The sequence below is a fragment of the Janthinobacterium sp. Mn2066 genome (assembly GCF_049319705.1).
Lineage (GTDB): Bacteria > Pseudomonadota > Gammaproteobacteria > Burkholderiales > Burkholderiaceae_D > Janthinobacterium.
On record NZ_JBMOUF010000008.1, the window covers coordinates 55,548 to 74,243 of the forward strand.

Consider the following 18,696-nt stretch of genomic DNA (forward strand, 5'->3'; position numbering starts at 1 on the left):
TTTCATGCGATTCAATGTTTCCAGACTCTCGCTTTTCCTGGCCGCCATGGCTGCGCTGTTTCCCGGCTGGAGCATGGCAGCCCCGGCCACCTTGCACGACAGCCTGGAGCAGCGCATCAAGGCGTGCACCGCTTGCCATGCCAGGCAGGAAAGGCAGAATACCTATTTCCCCCGCATCGCCGGCAAGCCGGCCGGCTATCTGTACAACCAGCTGATCAATTTCCGCGAAGGCCGGCGCCAGTATCCTATGATGACGTATATGGTGGAACACTTGCCGGATGCCTATCTGCACGAGATCGCCGACTATTTTGCCGAACAACATCCTGCGCCGCCGCCCGCCCAGCCCAGCAATGCAGGGGCCGCCGCGCTGGCGCGTGGCAAGCAATTGGTGCAACAAGGCGACAGTAGCAAAAAAATCCCCGCCTGCATCGCCTGCCACGGTACCCAGCTGGCCGGCGTGGCGCCCGCCATACCGGGATTGCTGGGCTTGCCACGCGACTATATCAACGCCCAGTTTGGCGCCTGGAAGAATGGCGTGCGCCGCGCCCAGGCGCCCGACTGCATGGCGCAGGTCGCCGCGCGCCTGTCGAACGAGGACGTGGGCGCGGTATCTGCCTGGCTGGGCACGCAAGTGGCCAGCGCCGGTACGCGCCCTGCGGCCAGCATTGCCCTGCCCTTGCCGCTGCACTGCGGCGGCGTGCCCGGCTCCACAGCAGAGGTGAAGCCATGAAGAAAGCCATGCTTGCCGTGGGCCTTGCATTGATCATCGTGGGCGGCGCCAGAGTCCTGCTGTGGCCAGCTGACGATATCGGCCCGCCCGCCCCGCCCAGCAGCTTGAGCCAGGAACAACTGATCGCGCGCGGCGCGTACCTGTCCAGGGCCGGCGACTGCATGGCGTGCCATACGACACGCGGTGGCGTGCCCTATGCGGGCGGCCGCGCCCTGCAAACGCCGTTCGGCCAGGTCATGTCTCCCAATATCACGCCCGACCGCGAGACCGGCATCGGCAGCTGGACGGCCGATGATTTCTGGCGTGCGCTGCACAACGGCAAGTCGAAAGATGGCCGTTTGCTGACTCCCGCCTTCCCCTACACCAATTACACCAAGGTGCGGCGCGAAGACAGCGACGCCCTGTACGCCTATTTCCAGAGTCTGCCGCCGCAGCGGCAAGCGAACTTGCCGCATGCCTTGCGCTTCCCCTACAACCAGCAAATCGCGCTGGCCGCCTGGCGCGCGCTGTATTTCAAGCCGGCCGTCTACCAAGCAGCGCCCGGACAAAGCATGGAATGGAACCGGGGCGGGTACCTGGTGGAGGGCTTGGGCCATTGCAGCGCCTGCCACAGCAGCCGCACGACACTGGGCGGCAGCAATGATGGCTTGTCGGGCGGCCTGATTCCCGTGCTGGGCTGGTATGCGCCCTCGCTCACCTCGGACGCCGAAGCAGGATTAGGGGATTGGGAAACGGAACATATCGTGCAATTGCTGAAAACCGGCGTCTCGCCGCGCGCCACCGTGTTTGGTCCCATGGCCGAGGTGGTGCGGCAAAGCCTGCAGCACCTGGACGAACCCGATGTACGGGCCATGGCGGTCTACCTGAAAAGCCTGCCTGGACCGGCCCAGGCAGTCAAGGCTGCGCCACGCGATAACTCGACAGCGGCGCAAGCCCAGCTGTCGGCTGGCGCCAAGCTGTATGAAACCCATTGCGCCAGCTGCCACCAGGCCGATGGCAAGGGTGTGCCGCCCGGCTATCCGCCGCTGGCAGGCAACCGCGCATTGACGACCGTGTCGGCCGTGAACGCCATCCGCATCGTGCTCAACGGCGGCTTCGCCCCCGGCACGGCCGGCAACCCGCGCCCCTACAGCATGCCCCCGTTCGGCCCCGTGCTGGACGACCGCGAAGTGGCGGCCGTGGTGACGTACTTAAGGGCCAGCTGGGGCAATGATGCTGCGGCGGTGTCTTCTTTGGAGGTCAATAAGTACCGCAGCGTGCCGTTGGAATAAATCCGGGGTCAGATCCGCCGGGTCTGACCCCAGCAGTTGCTGTAGGGGTAAAAACAATTACAACACTATCAGCGGAACTTGCTCTTGTGCCCCGTCTTCAAATCCAGCGCAAAGCGCACGCCGTTGTCGGTCAGCATGACTTCATCGGGCGGCTCTTCGCCGGCCAGGGCGCCGTCGATCAAAGGCAAGCCTTCGCCCTTGCGCATCAGCTCATCGCAGCGCTCATAGACATTCGGGCAGCCGGTGGCGGCCATCAGCGCCTGCACGATCGCCACTTTCCAGGCATCGACGCCGCCGGCGTTGAATTCGCAGATCAGGTAACCTTGCGCGCCGCCAAACAGTTGCACCACCAGCCCGGACAAACCTTCATCCTCGCCCTTGATCAGGGTCAATAGCTGGTTTTCACCGGCTTTCTTGATGGCCGGCAAACGCTTTTCGATGGCAGCCTTGACCCGGCGCTTGATCAGCGCGTGGTCGATCGGCTCATCTTCCCTGAAGCTCCAGATGCGGGCGCGGATCTGCGACTTCGAATTGTAGGCGGCGCGGGCAATGAATTGGCGGGACGAGCTTTGCACGATGGCCGTCGAACCGGGCTTCATTTTCTCCTGCGGCTTGCCTTCGACTTTATCAATCGCAGACGCATAGATAAACGATTGGCCCAGCAAGCTTTTTTCCTTGCCTTGTTTGATGGTGATGATCAGCATGTAATTCCAGTGTAGTGAGCGGCATGCGCCGGTCGTCATAATGCCCGCATGATACCTCATGCCAAGCTGTCGCATCAGCTTGCATTCTATGCCTCTCCCGTTGCAGTCTGTCGCAGTCGCGTAGCCACGAGTGTGCACTTGCCTTACTATCGGCTTAACAACTTAATCACAGAAGGAGTTTTTATGGTGCATACGATTTTCCACACCCGCATGTCCGCCGTGATACGTACCCTCCTGCTGGCCATCGGCATATGCGCCATGGCCGTGCCAGCCACACCAGCACTGGCCTCGCCTTTGGACTGGATCGCCGGCAGCAAGATCAAGGGCAGCGGCAAGTTGCAGAAACAGACACGTGAAGTGGGCAGTTTCAATGGCGTGGCGCTCAATGTGCCTGGCCATGTCGAGCTGCGCATTGGCAATACTGAAAGCATCACCATCGAAGCCGACGACAATATCCTGCCCCTGGTCGATACGGCAGTGGAAAATGGCACCCTGCGTATCCGGCCCTCAAAACGCAATACCAATTTCTACGCAACAACACTTAATATCGTCATCCAGACACGCCATGTGGAACGCGTCAGCGTCGGTGGTTCGGGCAGCATCGACGCCACCGGTTTGCGCGGCGACAGGCTGCGCTTCGATGTGGGCGGCTCGGGGACCATCAATGCACGCGACGTAGACAGCCGTAATGTCTCTATCAACATCGGCGGCAGCGGCAGCTTCCAGGTCAGCGGCAAAACGGATCAGTTCACGGCCTCGATCGGCGGCTCGGGCAATATCCAGGCAGGACGCCTGGCCGCCAGGGAAGTGCAAGTGAGCATAGGCGGTTCGGGTGAGGCGCAAGTGTGGGCCAAGGAAGACTTGAACATCAGCATCGGCGGCTCGGGCGAAGTGAGCTACTACGGCGATCCACGCGTCAGCCGGAATATGCGACGCCCGGATAGTGTGAAGCACCTGGGCAGCGCACCTAACTAAACCCTTCCCCATAACAACACAGCCCGGATCAGTCCGGGCTGTGTTGTTCACAAAGCGCGCTTAGCGGGCCGGCTTTACCGGTTCGCGGTCGATCTGCACCGTGGTCACGCTGTCGGTCAGCCAGATCTGGCCATCCTGTATCGTGCATTGCAGCTGCATGGTGCGCTGCGCCAGGCCGCTCATCTGCTGGGCTGCGTCGGAGGGCAGGTTGATCACGGTCAAGTTCTTTGCCCGTTCCAGTTTATTGGCGATCTGTTTCCACCAGATATGGCTGGTGGCGCCATAGCTGTAGACGATCACCTGTTCCGAACGGCCGCAAGCCTTCAGGATGCGTTTCTCGTCAGGTTGGCCCACTTCGATCCACAGCTGGATCGCGCCAGTGAGGTCTTTCTGCCACAAATCAGGCTCTTCCGTATCGAACAGCCCCTTGGTAAATGTCAGCGCCTCGTCGGCGTGGATGGCGAACGCCAGCAGGCGCACCATCATGCGCTCGTCGGTTTCGGACGGGTGGCGCGCCAGGGTCAGCGCGTGATCCTGGTAGTAATTGCGGTCCATATCGGCGATCTGCAGATCGGCTTTGAATATTGTTGCTTTAAGAGCCATCGTGTGTTTCTGTAGGTATAAGTGTAAATAAACAAAAAATTAGGGCAACTTACAACACCTGACAAAACCGTAGCGAGCGGAAGGGAGAGGTGGCTGAGAAGCGCAACCGTACTTTAGTACGGTGAGCATCGCAGGCCGCCTATACCGAGGCGCAGTAGGTTTGGTCAGGTGTTTTAGCGGAAGACGACCGTCTTGTCGCCATTCTGCAGGATGCGGTGCTCGACAAACCATTTGACGGCGCGCGCCAGCACCACGCATTCCACATCGCGGCCGATCGCCGTCAGGGTCTCGACATCCATCGCATGGTCGACCCGTTCCACGTCCTGCTCGATGATCGGGCCTTCATCGAGTTCGCCCGTGACGAAATGGGCGGTGGCGCCGATCAGCTTGACGCCACGGTGATGCGCCTGCGCATACGGCTTGGCGCCCTTGAAGCTGGGCAGGAAGGAATGGTGGATATTGATCGCGCGCCCGGCCAGGGCCTGGCACAGGCCAGGCGACAGGATTTGCATATAGCGCGCCAGCACCACCAGGTCGATCTTGTGCGTGTCCATCAGCTCGATGATGCGCGCTTCCTGCGCCAGCTTGGCCGACTCCGGGGCGCCCGTCGCCAGCGGCAAGTGGTGAAACGGAATATTGTAGCTGGCCGCCAGCTGGTAAAACTCCATGTGGTTCGACACGATGGCAGGGATTTCCACGTCCAGCAAGCCGCTTTTGTAGCGGAACAGCAAATCATTCAGGCAATGGCCGATTTTTGACACCATCAGCATCACGCGCGGCTTGCTGCGCGCATCGTGCAACTGGCCCTGGAAAAGGCCATTCAACTGCATCGCTTGCGACAGTTCGGCAAAGTCGGCACGCAGCTGGAGATCGCTGACAGCGCTCTCTTCCAGCGCGAAATGCACGCGCATGAAAAACAATTTTGATTCCGGATCGCCAAACTGGGCCGAATCGATGATGTTGCAGCCATGCTCGGCCAGGAAACCCGAGACACGATGCACGATGCCGCGCTGGTCCAGGCAAGACAGGGTCAGGATGTATTCAGGATGCATCATGGGTCGATCAAGGAAGTTGAAGTAAGGGCGAGGCCAGCTGCCGCGCAGCCCGATATTGTCGCACGATCAAGCGCCACCAGCCGCATTTTCCATCACCGCCCAGCGCCAGCGGCGACTGGCCGGCGATGGACTGAACTATTGATCTAGCACAAGACCCACGTATTTCCCCATCGCCCAAGGGCAAACATGCCCGATAAACCCGCGTGCCGCGTGGAACCTGATGGCGTATTCGGCGTCTATCTCTTTGCTTGTTTCATCCGTCGCATCCGCACACCGGGTGTCCCACGACCAGATTTTTATTGAGGTAGAACATGTTCCCAACCAGTATCAGCCCCGCCCTGAAATCCCATCTGCAAGCCCAGCTTGATTTCGCTGCCGACTTGTCCCGCAAACTTGTCGACACCGCACAGCAAGTGAGCGAACTCAATCTGCGGGCGGTCCAGGAAATGCTCGAAGAGTTCAACCAGACCCATCAGCAAATGCTGGCAGCGCGCGACCCAAGTGAATTCTTTTCGCTGGCCCTGAACCAGATGCAGCCAGCCGGCAAGCTGCAGCGCTATCAACAGCAACTGTCGCATCTGGTCGCCAATGCCCATGTCGAGATGAACCGCACAGCGGAAACCCATCTCCCTGAAACGAGCCGCACGGCGGCGGCGTTCGCCGACGAAGTGGTGCGCAAGACGGCAGAAGAAACGGAAAAAGCCACGCAGCGCCAGCGCGATCTGATCGAAAAAATGCACGCCGGCGTAGTCGCCGATGGCGTGAGCCATCAGGATGCGGGCAGAGATGCCGGCAAACGGGACTATCCAACGCATTGACAAGCTCGACACCCCGACTTATTCCAAATCAGTGATGTAATCGACAGCAAGGAGAACAACATGGCTAGCAATCAAGGTAATGACGGCAATCAAGGCAATCAAGCTAAAGGCACTGGCAGCAGCCAGAAAACGGAAGGCCAAGGCGCCCAGAAGGTGCCGGCCAAACGGGGTTTCGCGGCCATGAATGAAGAACAGCAGCGCGAAATTGCCAGCAAGGGCGGCCAGGCCGCGCATCAAAAAGGCACGGCGCACGAATTCGATTCGGAAGAAGCCCGTCGGGCAGGCCAGAAAGGAGGCGAAGCTGTCAGCCGCAACCGCGAACACATGGCGGAGATCGGCCGCAAAGGCGGCGAGAGCCGGCAATCGGCCAACCGCGACAATGAAAGCCGCGGCAGCTCGGCCAGCCGTGGCGGCGCGTCCGAGCAATCGTCCAAGGCTGGCCGGCAAGGCGGCAACAAAAGTGACGACAAGCCCTAGGCCTGGCCTGGACCCTGCTGCAAGGTAGCCAGCATGGTGGCATGCACGCCAGCGGGCGCCGCCAGCAGGCTGTGCGATGTCAGCTCATATGGCGCACCTTCTGCCGTCGTGACCAGACCACCCGCCTCGCGCACCAGCAAGGCAGGGCCGGTGCAGTTGTAGCCGTCTGGACCGTAGACCCAAAAACCGTCCAGGCGGCCACACGCTACATAAGCCATCTGCAAAGCGGTCGCCCCCAGGTTGCGCACGGCGATGGCGTGTTCCAGCATGGCGCTCAGCGACTGGCCCGCCTGGCGCAGCGCTTGCGGGTAGCGAAAGGCAAATGGCGGCTGGCTGCTGGCCAGGATGCCTTCATGAAAACTACTGCGGGTGTTGACCGTGACAGGCACGCCATTGCGAAAGGCGCCGCCAGCCGTACCGGCCATAAAAGCAGTGGCAGCCACTGCATGGAACAGTTCTTCATGCATGGCATCGTAGACGACAACCAGCAAGGGCTGGCCATCGCGCAGCAGGGTCAAGGTAGTGCACCATTGCGGAATGGCGCGCAAATACTGCACGGCGCCGTCGATCACATCGCATAGCCAGCAATCACCCACAGGCAGGGCAGCGCTGTCGTCCAGTTCGCCACCAGGCTCACCATCGAACCAGGCGATGGCCGGGTAGAGTTGCGCCAGGCGCTGGCGCAAATCCTCGGCCGCTGCGCCATCGATGCGCTTGAAGGTGGCAAACAAGGCTCCCGTTTCCGTCACCGGCGTCAAGGATTGGAATTGTTGCTTCAATTGCTGGCCTGTCAGGCGTACTTGTTGCAACACCATCTCGATATCGATCTCTGCGGTATTGGCCGTGCTCATTGCATTACTCACTGTATTGCTCACTGCATTACTCATCCTTACACTCCTCTGTCAGAAAAGTGCAGTGTCTCGCCTGCAGCGTTGGCGTGCTAACGCTAAAATGCCAGTTAATAATTGAATCGGGCCAATATCGGCACACCCCCATGACGCTTATTGCAAGCATCCCGGCGTTTCTTGAACGGCGCCTGACGAACGATGCGCCACTGCTGATCCTGCCGCAAACGGCGCAGGATGGCCGGGGCAAGCATTTGCACGTGCATCCGGAGGGTCAGTTATATGTGGCCTTGCAGGGCTTGATCGTGATCGAGGCCGGTGATGTACGTACAGTGCTGCCACCAGGACACATCGGCTGGATACCGCCTGGCCTGCGCCACGGCGCCAGCGCGCACAGCCAGCATGCGGTCGATAGCCTGGTGGGCCTGACCATTTACCTGGCGCCCGCGCTATGCCTGACGCTGCCAGCAACATCGCAGGCGTGGCGCATGACGCCGCTGGTCGAGGCGGTACTGGGCCGCTTGCGCGCACTACCGCCCCACGCCGCACCCGATGCGCGCCAAACACGATTGCTCGACGTCTTGCTCGATGAACTGGCCCATACGCCAGCCGAAGCGCTGCGCCTGGTGATGCCGCGCCACCCGCGGTTATTGCAGATGGCGGCGACCATCGCCCATGATCCGGCCGACGGACGCAGTCTCGACGACTGGGCAAACGCGCTGGGCCTGTCGCGCCGCAGCGTGACGCGCCATTTTCGTGAAGAAACCGGCATGTCGCTGATCGCCTGGCGCCAGCTGGCGCGCTTGCAAAAGGGCATGGAATTGCTGCATGCGGGCGAGACGGTCACCACGGTGGCGCTGGCCCTTGGTTATGACAGCGTCAGCAGTTTTATCGCCCTGTTCCGGCGCGTGCTGGGCACCACGCCAGCCAGGTTTGCCGGCCGATAGCCCACGCTGTGGTACATTCTCGCCTCGCCCCCTGCCCTCCCCGTCCCAGATGCAAGCACCCCTGAAATACCTGAGCGCCTATTCCGAGCAAACTTTATCGCAAGTGCGGCAGCTGATCGCGCAAGACAAGCTGGGCGAAGTGTTACTGAAACGCTATCCGAACGCGCACGATGTGCGCAACGACAAGGCGCTGTACCAGTATGTGCAGGATTTGAAGAATGAATTCCTGCGCAACGCCGAACCGATCAACAAAGTGGCGTTCGATAGCAAGATTCACGTGATCAACCATGCGCTGGGGCTGCACACCTCGATCTCGCGCGTGCAGGGCGGCAAGCTGAAAACCAAGCACGAAATCCGCGTGGCCACCATGTTCAAGGAAGTGCCGATGGAATTTTTGCGCATGATCGCCGTGCATGAATTGGCGCACGTCAAGGAAAAACAGCACGACAAGGCTTTTTATAAACTGTGCACGTATATGGAACCGCAATACCACCAGTACGAATTCGACGTGCGCCTGTATTTGACCCAGCTGGACCTGTCGGGCCAGCGCCTGTGGTCATGATGTAAAAAAGGCCACCCGCATCAACTGCGGGTGGCCCGTTTGCCGCCATCAGCGCCAGGCTCAGGGCGCAGTCTCCTTCAGGCGCTGCACCAGCGCGGCCGGATCGGCATCGGCGTTGAGGAAGGCGGCATGCTGCGGGCGGATAAAACCTTGCTCCTTGCCGTTTTGTACGAAGGCAATCAAGCCATCGTAGAAATGGTCGACATTGAGCAGGCCGATCGGCTTGGCGTGGATGCCCAGCTGGGCCCAGGTCAGCATCTCGAACAATTCTTCCAGGGTGCCATAACCACCCGGCATGGCGATGAAGGCGTCGGCCAGGCTGGCCATCATGGCCTTGCGCTCATGCATGTCCTTCACGACGAACTGGCGCGTCAAGCCCGTATGGCCGACTTCGCGCTCGACCAGCTGGGTGGGGATCACGCCCGTCACCTCGCCGCCCAGGCGCAGCACTTCATCGGCGATCACGCCCATCAGGCCGACCTTGCCGCCGCCATACACCAGCGCAATATTTTCCGATACCAGCACACGCGCCAGTGCACGCGCCGCTTGCGCATATTCGGGGGTCACGCCTGCATTGGCGCCACAGTACACACATAAAGCCTTGATCACAGCGATCCTTACTCTTTCAGTTCATCAATTGCAGCCTCAACTTCAAGGCGCTCCTTGGCGTCCAGCGCCACACAGTCGGCGGCTTTGCCGTACAAGGCGAGCACTTCCGCCAGTTTTTTGTTACCGTCGAGCATGTTCAATGCACGTCCATATTCGCTATGGGCCAGTGCCGAAGTGGGATTGAGCGCCAGCGCCGTCTTGAAGTGCTGGTAGCCATCGTCCTTGCTGGCGCCATAGGTCAGGCTGCCTATCATGCTGCCTACCTTGTCGATGATTTCCGTATGATAAATCCCAAACGCCACATGCGCCTCGGCGTGCAGCGGCGCCAGGGTCACGGTGCGGTTCAAACTATTGCGCACCTTGGCGCCCAGTCCCTGCGCCAGCGCCTTGACGACGGAAATACCGAGCGCATAACGGCCCAGGCTGTAGGCATGCCAGTAAAAGCCGGCCGGATTGTCGGGCTGTTCCTGCTGCTGGCGCTCACAGCGTTCGGCCACTTCTTCGTACAGGGCCAGCCTGCGGCCTTCGTCCATCTCCAGATGGGTGGCGTACACGCAGGTGGCCTTGTGCGCCACGGCATAACCGGGCACGCCGGCCGCCAGGCCCAGCTTGACGGCCCGCTCGAAATCGCCGGCATGGAAGGCGATCCAGGCCTGCACCAGCCTGTCTTGCTGGGGAAAAACCTCTACATCGCCGGTGTGCAAGCGCTTCCAGGCAGCTTCCAAAGTCTGTGGCGTATACACATACGCGTCATCGGGATACGGAAATTGTGTCCAGGCCATGCCGATTCTCCAGTCAGCGAGCGTGTGGTCCGCGTCCACCAGCGTGGACGGCCAGTCAATCGCTCTTCAGTTTAGTCACATACTCTTCAGACAACTTACGAAACAGCAAATGTGTTTCATTGCGTAAATAAGGGCCGATCAGCGACAGCACCTGGTAACAGCCGCGCGCCAGCGCATCGGACATCGACTGCTGCTCCGTGTACTTGCGCGGATTGCGCACATACTCATACGACAGCCAGTAGGTGGCGACCACCACCATATTAGTGGCCATGGCAGCAATTTCCATGTCCGATGCCTCTAGCGACTGTTCGCTGCGCAAATCTTCGCACAGCTGGGTGGCCACCTTGATCTTGTGCGCCAGGATCAGCTTGAAGTGCAATTCCAGCTTGCGGTTGCGCGACAGCAAATCGTTGAGGTCGCGGTAAAAGAAACGGTAGCGCCAGATCAGCTCGAACATCAGGTGCAGATACAGCCAGACATCCTCGATATTCGAGCGGCGCCCGTCCGGCACCGTCAGGATGCGCTCGATTTCCGCCTCGAACTGGACAAAGATCGAATTGACGATGTCATCCTTGTTACGAAAATGGTAGTACAGGTTGCCCGGCGAGATATTCATTTCCTCCGCAATCACGGTGGTCGTGATATTCGGTTCGCCAAACTCGTTGAACAAGCGCAGCGACAACTCCAGGATGCGTTCGCGGGTGCGGCGTGGTACTTTTTGTAGCATGGCGGGCAGTCTCTCTTTGTTCTGCCGCAAGCATACCATCTAAAATAGTTCCAATGAAACAGCACGCAGCGTCGGCACGCAGAAGCGCCAGATCCGCACGGTGGCGAAAAAAAAGCCTGCGCGGGCAGGCTTGGGAATACGGCGCGCTAGTCATCCGTCCCCTTCTTTCGCGCGGCAGGCTTGCTGGCTGGCCTGGCGCGCGCTGTCGCGGCGGGCTTGGTGGCAACCGGGGTCGCCGCCCTGGCGGCTGGCTTGCGTGCGGCCCTGGCGGCCGGTTTGGCGCCCGACAACGCCGCCACCTGGCGGCTCAGCTGGTCGATCCGTTCGTGCAGCGCGGCAATTTCGCCTTGCGTGGGCACGCCGATGGTGGCCAGGGCGCGCGCCACGCGCTCTTCAAATACTTGCTCCAGCTTGTCCCAGGAACCGCTGGCCTGCTTGCCGACGCCACCGGCAATCTTGCTGACAGTGTCGCCAACGTTGGCTGCCCTGGCCCCGGCCCGCTCTTGAAACGCCGTGCCTTCCTGGACCAGCCTGGAAAACACGCGGCCTCCTTCTTGCTGCGCCTTGGCGAAAGCGCCCAGTCCCGCCTGCCAGATCTGCTGCGCGGAGTTGCGCACGGCCTCCGCCAACTCGCTGTCTTCCGCCAGTTCCTTCAGTTTCTTCGCCATCATCGCCTCCTTGCATTCGACTGCCCACGGACACTACGGGCAATTTGATTGTAGTGAGCAAAACTAGAGCGAGGAATCTAATATGATAGAGCGCCGCCACTAAAACTGCGGCAGCTCAGGCGGCGGCGCGCACGGGGCCGTGCAGCAAGCCATGCAGGCGGAAGCCTTCGCGGATGTTTTCGCGCAGGACGGCGCCTTTCCACGGCTTGGTATAGAAGCGGTCGACGGCGCCGCGGTTGATCGCCGCCATGATCGGCGTCAAATCGGAATAGGCCGACAGCATGATGCGGAAGGTGTCCGGACACAGGTGCTTGACCCGTTCCATGAATTCCGTGCCGCTCATCTGCGGCATGCACTGGTCGCACAGGATCACCTGCACCTTGTGGCGCGCCAGGATATCGAAACCCTCGGCGGCCGTCTGCGCCGTCAGGATGCGGTAGCCGTCCTGGGCCAGGAAGTCGCTCAGCACATCGAGCATGAAGACATCGTCATCGACGATCAGCAAGGTCTGCTGTTCATCGCCCGCCAGCTCCTGCGGCGACGGCAGCAGCTTGCCGCCCGTGAGCATTTGCTCGAACTCGTCCTGCGGCACGGGGCGGCTGAAATAATAGCCCTGCATTTCGTCGCAGCCATGGCGCCGCAGATAAGCCAGCTGCGCATCTTTTTCCACCCCTTCCGCGATCACCTGCAGCTTCATGCTGTGCGCCATGCTGATGATGGCCAGCACGATGGCCGCGTCGTCCGGGTTGCTGGTCACTTCGCGCACGAAGGCGATATCGATTTTCAGCTTGTCGATCGGGAAGCGCTTCAGGTAGGCCAGGCTGGAATAACCGGTGCCGAAATCATCGATGGAAATCTGGATGCCCAGCGCCTTCAGGTTGCGCAACACGGCGATGGTTTCCTCGGCATTCGACATCAGCGAGCTTTCCGTCAATTCGAGCTCCAGCAGGTCGGGCGCGATATCGTATTTGCGAATCGCCTTGAGCACCTCTTCTTCCAGGCCACCGACGAAAAACTGGATGCCCGACACGTTCACCGACAGGTGCACCGGGCCGATGCTGGTCGCGCCCCACTCGCTGATCTTCTTGCAGGCCTCGTCGAGCACCCAGTTACCGACCCGCACGATCAGGCCCGTCTCTTCCAGCAGCGGGATGAACAGGGCCGGCGACACCATGCCGTGGCCCGGCCGGTTCCAGCGGATCAGCGCCTCGGCGCCGCTGATGCGGCCCGAACCGATATGCACCTTGGGCTGGAAGAACAGCACGAATTCTTCGTTGTCGATGGCGCGCCGCAGCGCGTTTTCCATGTCCAGCCTGGCCATCGACTGGGCATTCATTTCGGCCGTGAAGAAGCGGAACACGTCGCGGCCCGCCTCCTTGGCGCGGTACATGGCCGTGTCGGCATACTGGATCAGGATATCGGCGTCGCTGCCGTCGTCCGGGTAGACCGAGATGCCGATGCTGACCGTGACGGTCACTTCATGGCCCTGCAAGTCAAATGGTTTGCGCATCGCCTCGCGGATCTTGTCGACCACGCCCACCGCATGCTGCGCGCCTTCGGGCAAGACCAGGATGGCGGCAAACTCGTCGCCGCCAAAGCGCCCGATGGTGTCGCGCACGCGCAGGCATTCGACCAGGCGGCTGGCAAACTGGCGCAGCAGCTCGTCGCCCAGGGTGTGGCCCAGGGTGTCGTTGACATTCTTGAAGCGGTCGACGTCGAGAAACAGCACCGCCACCGCCCACTGGTGCTCCGCCGCCTGCGACAAGGAATGCGTCAGCGATTCATAGAACTGGCTGCGGTTCGGCAAGCCGGTCAGGGTGTCGAAATGGGCCAGCTTCAGCAGGCGCTGCTCGGCATCCTTGCGCTCGCTGATATCGCGCGCCACCGCCACCAGGATCCAGTTCTGGCCCGAACGCACGGTGCGCCGCTGCACTTCGACGGCCAGCCGCGAGCCATCCTTGCGCTGCAACTGCAATTCCGTCATCTGGCCGCTCTGGTCGCCGGCCAGCAGCTTGTTGTACAGCTCTTCGAGTGGTGCTTCGCCTTCGCGCACCTGGCCGGTGCGCAGGCCGAGAAAATCCTCGCGCTCGAAACCGAGCATGCGGCAGGCCGTCTGGTTGACGTCGATGAAGCACATCTCGGCGCGGTCGACCAGGAAAATGGCGTCGGCGGTGGCGTCCATCGCCAGGCGGAAACGGCGCAAATCCTCGTCCAGGCGGATGCGCGCCTCCATGTCCAGGGTCAGCTGCTCGTGGTGGCGCTTGATTTCATCGTACAGCAGCAGGTTGTCATAGGCGACGGCGATTTGCGCGGCCACGGTGGCGGCGACACGCTCATCGACCTCGGAAAACTCGCTGGCGCCCAGCTTGTCGACCAGGTACAGCCAGCCGTGGCTGCGTTCGCGCGAAGCGATGGCCACCCCCAGGAAGGAATGCACGGGCGGATGGCTGGCGGGCAGGCCCAGTGCGCCAGGATCGCCCTGCAAGCCATTGACGCGATATGGCTCGCGCTGTTCCAGCAGCCGGTTCAGGACGCCCGTGCGCGGCGCGTTGGCGATGTCGCCGATATTTTCCTCGCTGCCGCACGAGGAAAAATAACTGAGCTTGCCGGCGCCCTCGTCGAGCACGCCGATGCACGCATATTTGGACACGCAGATGTTTTGCGCCACCTTGCAGCCCGCGGCGATCAGCGCGTGCGGATCGCGCTCGGCGCCCAGCTCGATACCCAGCTCGATCAGCGCGGTCAGGCGCAGGCTGACCGCCTGCAGGCTGGAAAGTGAGCGCGACAGGCGCTCCGTCATGATCGATAAATCTTCCGGCACGGCCACCTGGCCCTCGCCCTGGCTGGCCAGCTGCGAGATCTGCTGGCTGCTCGATTCCAGTTCTTCCAGGTAGCCCGTCACCTGATGTTCGATGCCGCCCAACTTGCCCGGCGGCGTAGCGGCGCGCGGCCGCGACTTGAGCTGGCTCTCCGGCGCCATCAGGCCCAGCGCCTCGTTTACCGTGCGCACGATCACCTCGGGATCTGAGGGTTTCGGCAGCACCCAGCGCACGCCACAGGCCTGCGCCAGCAGGATCGCTTCCTGTTCGCGGTAGGTCGCCGTATAAAAGATGATGGGCACGTCGGCCAGTTCGGGGGTTTCATGCACGCGCGTGACGAATTCGTAGCCATCCATGTTCGGCATCAGGATGTCGGAGATGATCAGGTCCGGCCGCTCGGTGCGCATGATTTCCAGGCCTTCCACCCCGTTGGCCGCTTCCAGCAGGCGGTGGCCGCCATAACCGAGCAGCGCGGTGAGAAATTCGCGGTTCAGCACATGATCGTCAACGATCAAAATCGTGGCAATGTCGTTTTTAACGGGCGTCGACGGCGCCCCGATCAAAAAAGATTCAAGTTCCGCCACAAACAGGTCGGGCTCGATCGGCTTGCCGATATAGCCATTGAAGCCTGCTTCGAGCAGGCGCTCGCGGTCGCCCACCATGGCCAGCGCCGTCACGGCCAGCGCGGGAATCTTGCGCAAGGCCGGGTCTTTTTTCAGTTCCGCCACGACGCCATAGCCATCGAGCTTGGGCAGGTGCACGTCGCAAATGATCAGGTCAGGCACTTCGCTGCGCGCCATGCGCACGCCCTCTTCGCCGTCATAGGCGGCCAGTGGCGTATAACCGAACGCGCGCAACAGATACACCATCAATTCCATATTGGTGGCGTTATCTTCAATAATCAGGATCCGTGCAGACAATTAGCACTCCCACCAAAAACACCTACGATCATGAATGCCTGCCGCGCACTTTCCCATTTGTGCAAGCAGGCTCTACAGCATAACAATCCTACAACAGATTATCGCAAGCCTCAGTATAAATCGCATCAGCCGAATCCGCCGCTGCCGACGCTATTGCCGGCCTCGCCAGGCAGACGCATCAAGAGAAGCTGCTGCCACCAAGCTTAAACCAGTACGCGATTCGGAAATAGCCTTTTCTCCTGCTTGCCCTGTTAAAAAACAGCAACAGCAGAGTCAAGGCAGACACTCTTGCCACGCAGGCAAAATGCCTCAAAATTCAGCCTGAATGGATGCTGCAAACGCCGTTTGCGACTTCGGACACGATAGTGATTTCCTCCAGCACCCGCGCCAGGATGCGCGCATCGCTGGCCAGCGCCACATGGCCGATCCCGCCGAAGGCCGAATTGCGGGCGCCGGGCAGGCAGGCGGAATCCTGCGGCGCGACGATATTGTCGTGATGACTATAAATAGACGTGAAGCGGGCCCGCACTTCGGGTGACTCGCCGGCGGCCAGCTGCACCAGCCACGGAGACGGCTGTCCATGCGGGCGGCTCATCTGGCGCGCATTGCGTCCCAGCCCCAGGTTGGCCAGCGCCGTGCCATGGTGCGGCGTGCCCACCGTGATCACCCGCGCGATCTCTTGCACACCGTATTGGCGCAGATACGCGCGCGCCACCAGGCCGCCCATGCTGTGCGCCACGATGATGACTTGCTGCGCACCGGTGCGCGTGCGCAGGGCCTGCACGGCGCGCCGCACCTGCGGCAAAAAATCGTCGATGCCGGCGCCTATCGGTTCCAGGTCGAGCGCATCATGCACGATGCCGGCCTGCGCCAGCTGCCGGCTCAACTGCGTCCAGTAGCCGCGGTTGCACACATAACCGTGGATCAGCAGCACCGGCAAGCCGCAGGCCGACTGCGCGCCCGGCGGGGCCAGGCGAGGGCGCAGCATGCCCCACGACGAGGTCCGCAAGCCAGCCAGCAGCTCGCCGAAAAACAGCCGCGCGGCGCCAGCGGCATCGAGCCGGAAGGCGGGCGGCACCGGGCTGCCAAAGTGGCGGCTTTGCCAGAAGTGATGGAGCACCAGGACGGCGCGCGCAGCCAGCACGATGACCAGCGCCAATAACAGTGCCAGCCACGGCGCCACCGGCCACTGCAGCAGCAGCCAGGCCAGGCCCAGCACGGCCAGCAGCTGCAGCAGCATCACTGCCTTGAGGAGGCGCGCGATCATGGCCGCGCCTCGCCCGGTTTGTCCCGCCCTTCGCCCCGCATCCTGCCTCCTGATATTTTTGGCAAGTGTATGCCAGCGCGGGCGGCGACGGTAGTTGCACGGTAGAGTGCGGGGTCTAGTCACCTCGCCAGTCACGCCGCTGCGCCACAGGCTTACTTCTTCGCCACGGCCAGGATATGGCGCGCGATGCCGCGCAGGATGTTGACTTCTTCCGTCTCCAGTCCCGTGCGCGAAAACAGACGCTTCAGGCGCGGCATCAGCTTTTTCGGATTGTCGGCATCGAGGAAATCGATCGCCACCAGCGCCTGTTCCAGGTGCGCATACATGCCGTCGACCTGGGCCAGGCTGGCCGCGTCGCCATGAAAACCGATGGCGCTGGCGGCAGGCGCAGCATCCGACGCGTCGAGCGCCGCCATGCGGCATTCATACGCCACCACCTGCGCCGCCTGCGACAGGTTCAGCGACGAATACTCGGGGTTGGCGGGGATATTGATCAGCACATTGCACTGCTCGACGATCTCGTTGGGCAAGCCGAAGCGTTCATTGCCGAAGATCACGGCCGCGTGCAAATCCGTGCTGGCGGCCAGCTGGGTGGATAAAGCGCGCGGCGCCATGACCGGCGGCGAGAATTCGCGCAGCCGGGCCGACACGGCGGCCGCGTAATTGCAGCCTTCCAGCGCTTCGGCGATCGAGCCGACGATGCGCGCGCCGGCCAGGATATCCTGCGCGCCGCTGGCAAAGGCGACCGCTTCCGGGTCCGTCAAGGCGTCGGGAAAGCGCGGATTGACCAGCACCAGTTCGGAAAAACCCATCGTTTTCATGGCCCGCGCCACGGCGCCAATGTTGCCAGAGCGACTAGTTTCGACAAGAATAAATCGCAGGCGAGTAAAAAGAGACGCAAGAGACGTGTTGGTTTCGGGCAGATTCATTTAAAATAGCGCCATTGCGCGGTATCGATACAGGAAATTTCGGGAAGCGACGTCACACAACGCTGACGTCAGGCCGGGATTTTAACCATTTCGCCACCGCTACGCTCTTTAATTCATTCTTGCACACTTGCGCTCCGGTACTGAAAAGCACCGCTGGGCGCTCGCGTGCTTTTAACGGAAGCTCACATGCACCCAATGCTCAATACGGCGATCAAAGCCGCCCGCCGCGCCGCCACTGTCATCAATCGCGCCTCTTTTGACCTCGACCGCGTCGTCGTCACGGAAAAACAACACAACGATTTCGTTACCGACGTCGACCAGGCGGCTGAACAAGCCATCATTGAGGTGCTGTCCAAGGCCTATCCTGACCACGCCTTCCTGGGCGAAGAGTCGGGCGCTTCCGCCAACTCGCACGACGAGAATGAATATCAGTGGATCATCGATCCGCTGGACGGCACCACCAACTTCATCCACGGCTTCCCGCAATACTGCGTTTCGATCGCGCTGGCACAGCGCGGCGTCGTCACGCAATCCGTCATCTACGATCCGGTCCGCAACGACCTGTTTACGGCCAGCAAGGGCGCCGGCGCCTACCTGAATGAAAAACGCATCCGCGTCACCAAGCTCGACCGCATCGCCAACGCCCTGCTGGGCACCGGCTATGTGGCTGGCAGCGTGAAAGCGCTGGACGAATACCTGAAGATGTACCAGATCATGGGCGAACGCAGCCAGGGCGTGCGCCGCGCCGGCTCGGCCGCGCTGGACCTGGCCTATGTGGCTTGCGGCCGCCTGGACGGCTTCTACGAAAAAGGCCTGAAGCCTTGGGACATCGCCGCCGGCGCCCTGATGATCACGGAATCGGGCGGCATCGTCGGTGAATTCAACGGCGAATCGGACTACCTGTACAAGGGCGACATCATCGCCGCCAGCCCGAAAATCTTTGGCCAGATGATCACTTTGCTGACGCCATTCGCATAACTGCTGCGCA

At 61.4% G+C, this 18,696-nt stretch carries 19 protein-coding genes; 8 read left to right on the forward strand and 11 right to left on the reverse strand.

What is annotated here, in order from left to right:
- The first annotated feature begins 4 nt into the window (after positions 1–4).
- A complete protein-coding gene (locus tag ACL9RI_RS16460; protein WP_422727596.1) occupies positions 5–730 on the forward strand; it encodes a c-type cytochrome in 726 nt (241 codons plus the stop codon).
- Positions 727–2,001 carry a c-type cytochrome gene (locus ACL9RI_RS16465; RefSeq protein ID WP_422727597.1) on the forward strand — a complete coding sequence of 425 codons (1,275 nt, stop codon included), beginning with the start codon at positions 727–729 and terminating at the stop codon, positions 1,999–2,001. The genes ACL9RI_RS16460 and ACL9RI_RS16465 overlap by 4 nt, the downstream gene beginning before the upstream one ends.
- A gap of 68 nt (positions 2,002–2,069) precedes the next feature.
- Here the strand turns inward: ACL9RI_RS16465 and ACL9RI_RS16470 are convergent, their stop codons facing one another.
- Positions 2,070–2,705 carry an SAM-dependent methyltransferase gene (locus ACL9RI_RS16470; protein ID WP_422727598.1) on the reverse strand — a complete coding sequence of 212 codons (636 nt, stop codon included), beginning with the start codon at positions 2,703–2,705 and terminating at the stop codon, positions 2,070–2,072.
- Between the two features lie 183 nt (positions 2,706–2,888).
- Between ACL9RI_RS16470 and ACL9RI_RS16475 the strand changes: the two genes are divergently transcribed.
- On the forward strand, positions 2,889–3,680 hold the full coding sequence (locus ACL9RI_RS16475; protein ID WP_422727599.1) for a head GIN domain-containing protein: 792 nt from the start codon (positions 2,889–2,891) through the stop codon (positions 3,678–3,680).
- Positions 3,681–3,740: 60 nt separating this feature from the next.
- Here ACL9RI_RS16475 and ACL9RI_RS16480 read toward each other — a convergent pair whose 3' ends face one another.
- The gene (locus tag ACL9RI_RS16480; RefSeq protein WP_300753419.1) at positions 3,741–4,283 is read right to left on the reverse strand and encodes a YaeQ family protein; all 543 of its coding nucleotides are present in this window, start codon (positions 4,281–4,283) and stop codon (positions 3,741–3,743) included.
- Between the two features lie 173 nt (positions 4,284–4,456).
- Positions 4,457–5,338 carry a formyltetrahydrofolate deformylase gene (gene purU / locus ACL9RI_RS16485; protein ID WP_422727600.1) on the reverse strand — a complete coding sequence of 294 codons (882 nt, stop codon included), beginning with the start codon at positions 5,336–5,338 and terminating at the stop codon, positions 4,457–4,459.
- 311 nt (positions 5,339–5,649) lie between these two features.
- On the opposite strand from purU, the gene ACL9RI_RS16490 reads away from it, so the two are divergent.
- Both ACL9RI_RS16490 and ACL9RI_RS16495 read left to right on the forward strand, forming a co-directional pair.
- On the forward strand, positions 5,650–6,156 hold the full coding sequence (locus ACL9RI_RS16490; RefSeq protein WP_422727601.1) for a phasin family protein: 507 nt from the start codon (positions 5,650–5,652) through the stop codon (positions 6,154–6,156).
- Positions 6,157–6,216: 60 nt separating this feature from the next.
- Positions 6,217–6,633: a KGG domain-containing protein gene (locus tag ACL9RI_RS16495; RefSeq protein ID WP_422727602.1), complete on the forward strand. Its 417-nt coding sequence runs from the start codon at positions 6,217–6,219 to the stop codon at positions 6,631–6,633.
- Here the strand turns inward: ACL9RI_RS16495 and ACL9RI_RS16500 are convergent.
- A complete protein-coding gene (locus ACL9RI_RS16500) occupies positions 6,630–7,520 on the reverse strand; it encodes an inositol monophosphatase family protein (RefSeq protein ID WP_422727603.1) in 891 nt (296 codons plus the stop codon). The genes ACL9RI_RS16495 and ACL9RI_RS16500 overlap by 4 nt on opposite strands.
- Positions 7,521–7,627: 107 nt before the next feature.
- On the opposite strand from ACL9RI_RS16500, the gene ACL9RI_RS16505 reads away from it, so the two are divergent.
- Both ACL9RI_RS16505 and ACL9RI_RS16510 read left to right on the forward strand, forming a co-directional pair.
- Positions 7,628–8,425, forward strand: a complete 798-nt coding sequence (locus tag ACL9RI_RS16505) for an AraC family transcriptional regulator (RefSeq protein WP_422727604.1) — start codon at positions 7,628–7,630, stop codon at positions 8,423–8,425.
- A 49-nt stretch (positions 8,426–8,474) separates the two neighbouring features.
- Entirely contained in the window at positions 8,475–8,987 is a 513-nt protein-coding gene (locus tag ACL9RI_RS16510; RefSeq protein WP_422727605.1) for a YgjP-like metallopeptidase domain-containing protein, read from the forward strand.
- Positions 8,988–9,047: 60 nt separating this feature from the next.
- Here the strand turns inward: ACL9RI_RS16510 and ACL9RI_RS16515 are convergent, their stop codons facing one another.
- From ACL9RI_RS16515 to ACL9RI_RS16545, 7 genes are all read right to left on the reverse strand, one after another.
- A complete protein-coding gene (locus ACL9RI_RS16515; RefSeq protein ID WP_422727889.1) occupies positions 9,048–9,593 on the reverse strand; it encodes a TIGR00730 family Rossman fold protein in 546 nt (181 codons plus the stop codon).
- 11 nt (positions 9,594–9,604) lie between these two features.
- Positions 9,605–10,378, reverse strand: a complete 774-nt coding sequence (locus tag ACL9RI_RS16520) for a hypothetical protein (protein ID WP_422727606.1) — start codon at positions 10,376–10,378, stop codon at positions 9,605–9,607.
- A gap of 55 nt (positions 10,379–10,433) precedes the next feature.
- A complete protein-coding gene (locus ACL9RI_RS16525; protein WP_422727607.1) occupies positions 10,434–11,105 on the reverse strand; it encodes a TetR/AcrR family transcriptional regulator in 672 nt (223 codons plus the stop codon).
- Positions 11,106–11,251: 146 nt separating this feature from the next.
- Positions 11,252–11,773, reverse strand: a complete 522-nt coding sequence (locus ACL9RI_RS16530) for a phasin family protein (protein WP_422727608.1) — start codon at positions 11,771–11,773, stop codon at positions 11,252–11,254.
- 115 nt (positions 11,774–11,888) lie between these two features.
- On the reverse strand, positions 11,889–15,512 hold the full coding sequence (locus ACL9RI_RS16535; RefSeq protein WP_422727609.1) for an EAL domain-containing protein: 3,624 nt from the start codon (positions 15,510–15,512) through the stop codon (positions 11,889–11,891).
- 316 nt (positions 15,513–15,828) lie between these two features.
- A complete protein-coding gene (locus tag ACL9RI_RS16540; RefSeq protein ID WP_422727610.1) occupies positions 15,829–16,779 on the reverse strand; it encodes an esterase/lipase family protein in 951 nt (316 codons plus the stop codon).
- Between the two features lie 152 nt (positions 16,780–16,931).
- Positions 16,932–17,708, reverse strand: coding sequence for an RNA methyltransferase (locus ACL9RI_RS16545; RefSeq protein ID WP_422727611.1), 777 nt, complete (start codon positions 17,706–17,708; stop codon positions 16,932–16,934).
- 195 nt (positions 17,709–17,903) lie between these two features.
- Here ACL9RI_RS16545 and ACL9RI_RS16550 point away from each other — a divergent pair, with 195 nt between their 5' ends.
- Positions 17,904–18,686, forward strand: coding sequence for an inositol monophosphatase family protein (locus tag ACL9RI_RS16550; protein WP_422727890.1), 783 nt, complete (start codon positions 17,904–17,906; stop codon positions 18,684–18,686).
- The last annotated feature ends 10 nt before the right edge of the window (positions 18,687–18,696 follow it).

What these genes read in the sequence shown, in the direction of transcription:
- ACL9RI_RS16475 (WP_422727599.1), top strand. Translation starts at nt 2,889, where the DNA reads ATGGTGCATACGATTTTCCACACCCGCATGTCCGCCGTGATACGTACC.
- ACL9RI_RS16540 (WP_422727610.1), bottom strand. Translation starts at nt 16,779, where the DNA reads ATGATCGCGCGCCTCCTCAAGGCAGTGATGCTGCTGCAGCTGCTGGCC.
- ACL9RI_RS16530 (WP_422727608.1), bottom strand. Translation starts at nt 11,773, where the DNA reads ATGGCGAAGAAACTGAAGGAACTGGCGGAAGACAGCGAGTTGGCGGAG.
- ACL9RI_RS16480 (WP_300753419.1), bottom strand. Translation starts at nt 4,283, where the DNA reads ATGGCTCTTAAAGCAACAATATTCAAAGCCGATCTGCAGATCGCCGAT.
- ACL9RI_RS16550 (WP_422727890.1), top strand. Translation starts at nt 17,904, where the DNA reads ATGCTCAATACGGCGATCAAAGCCGCCCGCCGCGCCGCCACTGTCATC.
- ACL9RI_RS16460 (WP_422727596.1), top strand. Translation starts at nt 5, where the DNA reads ATGCGATTCAATGTTTCCAGACTCTCGCTTTTCCTGGCCGCCATGGCT.
- ACL9RI_RS16505 (WP_422727604.1), top strand. Translation starts at nt 7,628, where the DNA reads ATGACGCTTATTGCAAGCATCCCGGCGTTTCTTGAACGGCGCCTGACG.
- ACL9RI_RS16490 (WP_422727601.1), top strand. Translation starts at nt 5,650, where the DNA reads ATGTTCCCAACCAGTATCAGCCCCGCCCTGAAATCCCATCTGCAAGCC.
- ACL9RI_RS16520 (WP_422727606.1), bottom strand. Translation starts at nt 10,378, where the DNA reads ATGGCCTGGACACAATTTCCGTATCCCGATGACGCGTATGTGTATACG.
- ACL9RI_RS16525 (WP_422727607.1), bottom strand. Translation starts at nt 11,105, where the DNA reads ATGCTACAAAAAGTACCACGCCGCACCCGCGAACGCATCCTGGAGTTG.
- ACL9RI_RS16495 (WP_422727602.1), top strand. Translation starts at nt 6,217, where the DNA reads ATGGCTAGCAATCAAGGTAATGACGGCAATCAAGGCAATCAAGCTAAA.
- ACL9RI_RS16470 (WP_422727598.1), bottom strand. Translation starts at nt 2,705, where the DNA reads ATGCTGATCATCACCATCAAACAAGGCAAGGAAAAAAGCTTGCTGGGC.
- ACL9RI_RS16510 (WP_422727605.1), top strand. Translation starts at nt 8,475, where the DNA reads ATGCAAGCACCCCTGAAATACCTGAGCGCCTATTCCGAGCAAACTTTA.
- ACL9RI_RS16500 (WP_422727603.1), bottom strand. Translation starts at nt 7,520, where the DNA reads ATGAGTAATGCAGTGAGCAATACAGTGAGTAATGCAATGAGCACGGCC.
- purU (WP_422727600.1), bottom strand. Translation starts at nt 5,338, where the DNA reads ATGATGCATCCTGAATACATCCTGACCCTGTCTTGCCTGGACCAGCGC.
- ACL9RI_RS16465 (WP_422727597.1), top strand. Translation starts at nt 727, where the DNA reads ATGAAGAAAGCCATGCTTGCCGTGGGCCTTGCATTGATCATCGTGGGC.
- ACL9RI_RS16545 (WP_422727611.1), bottom strand. Translation starts at nt 17,708, where the DNA reads ATGAATCTGCCCGAAACCAACACGTCTCTTGCGTCTCTTTTTACTCGC.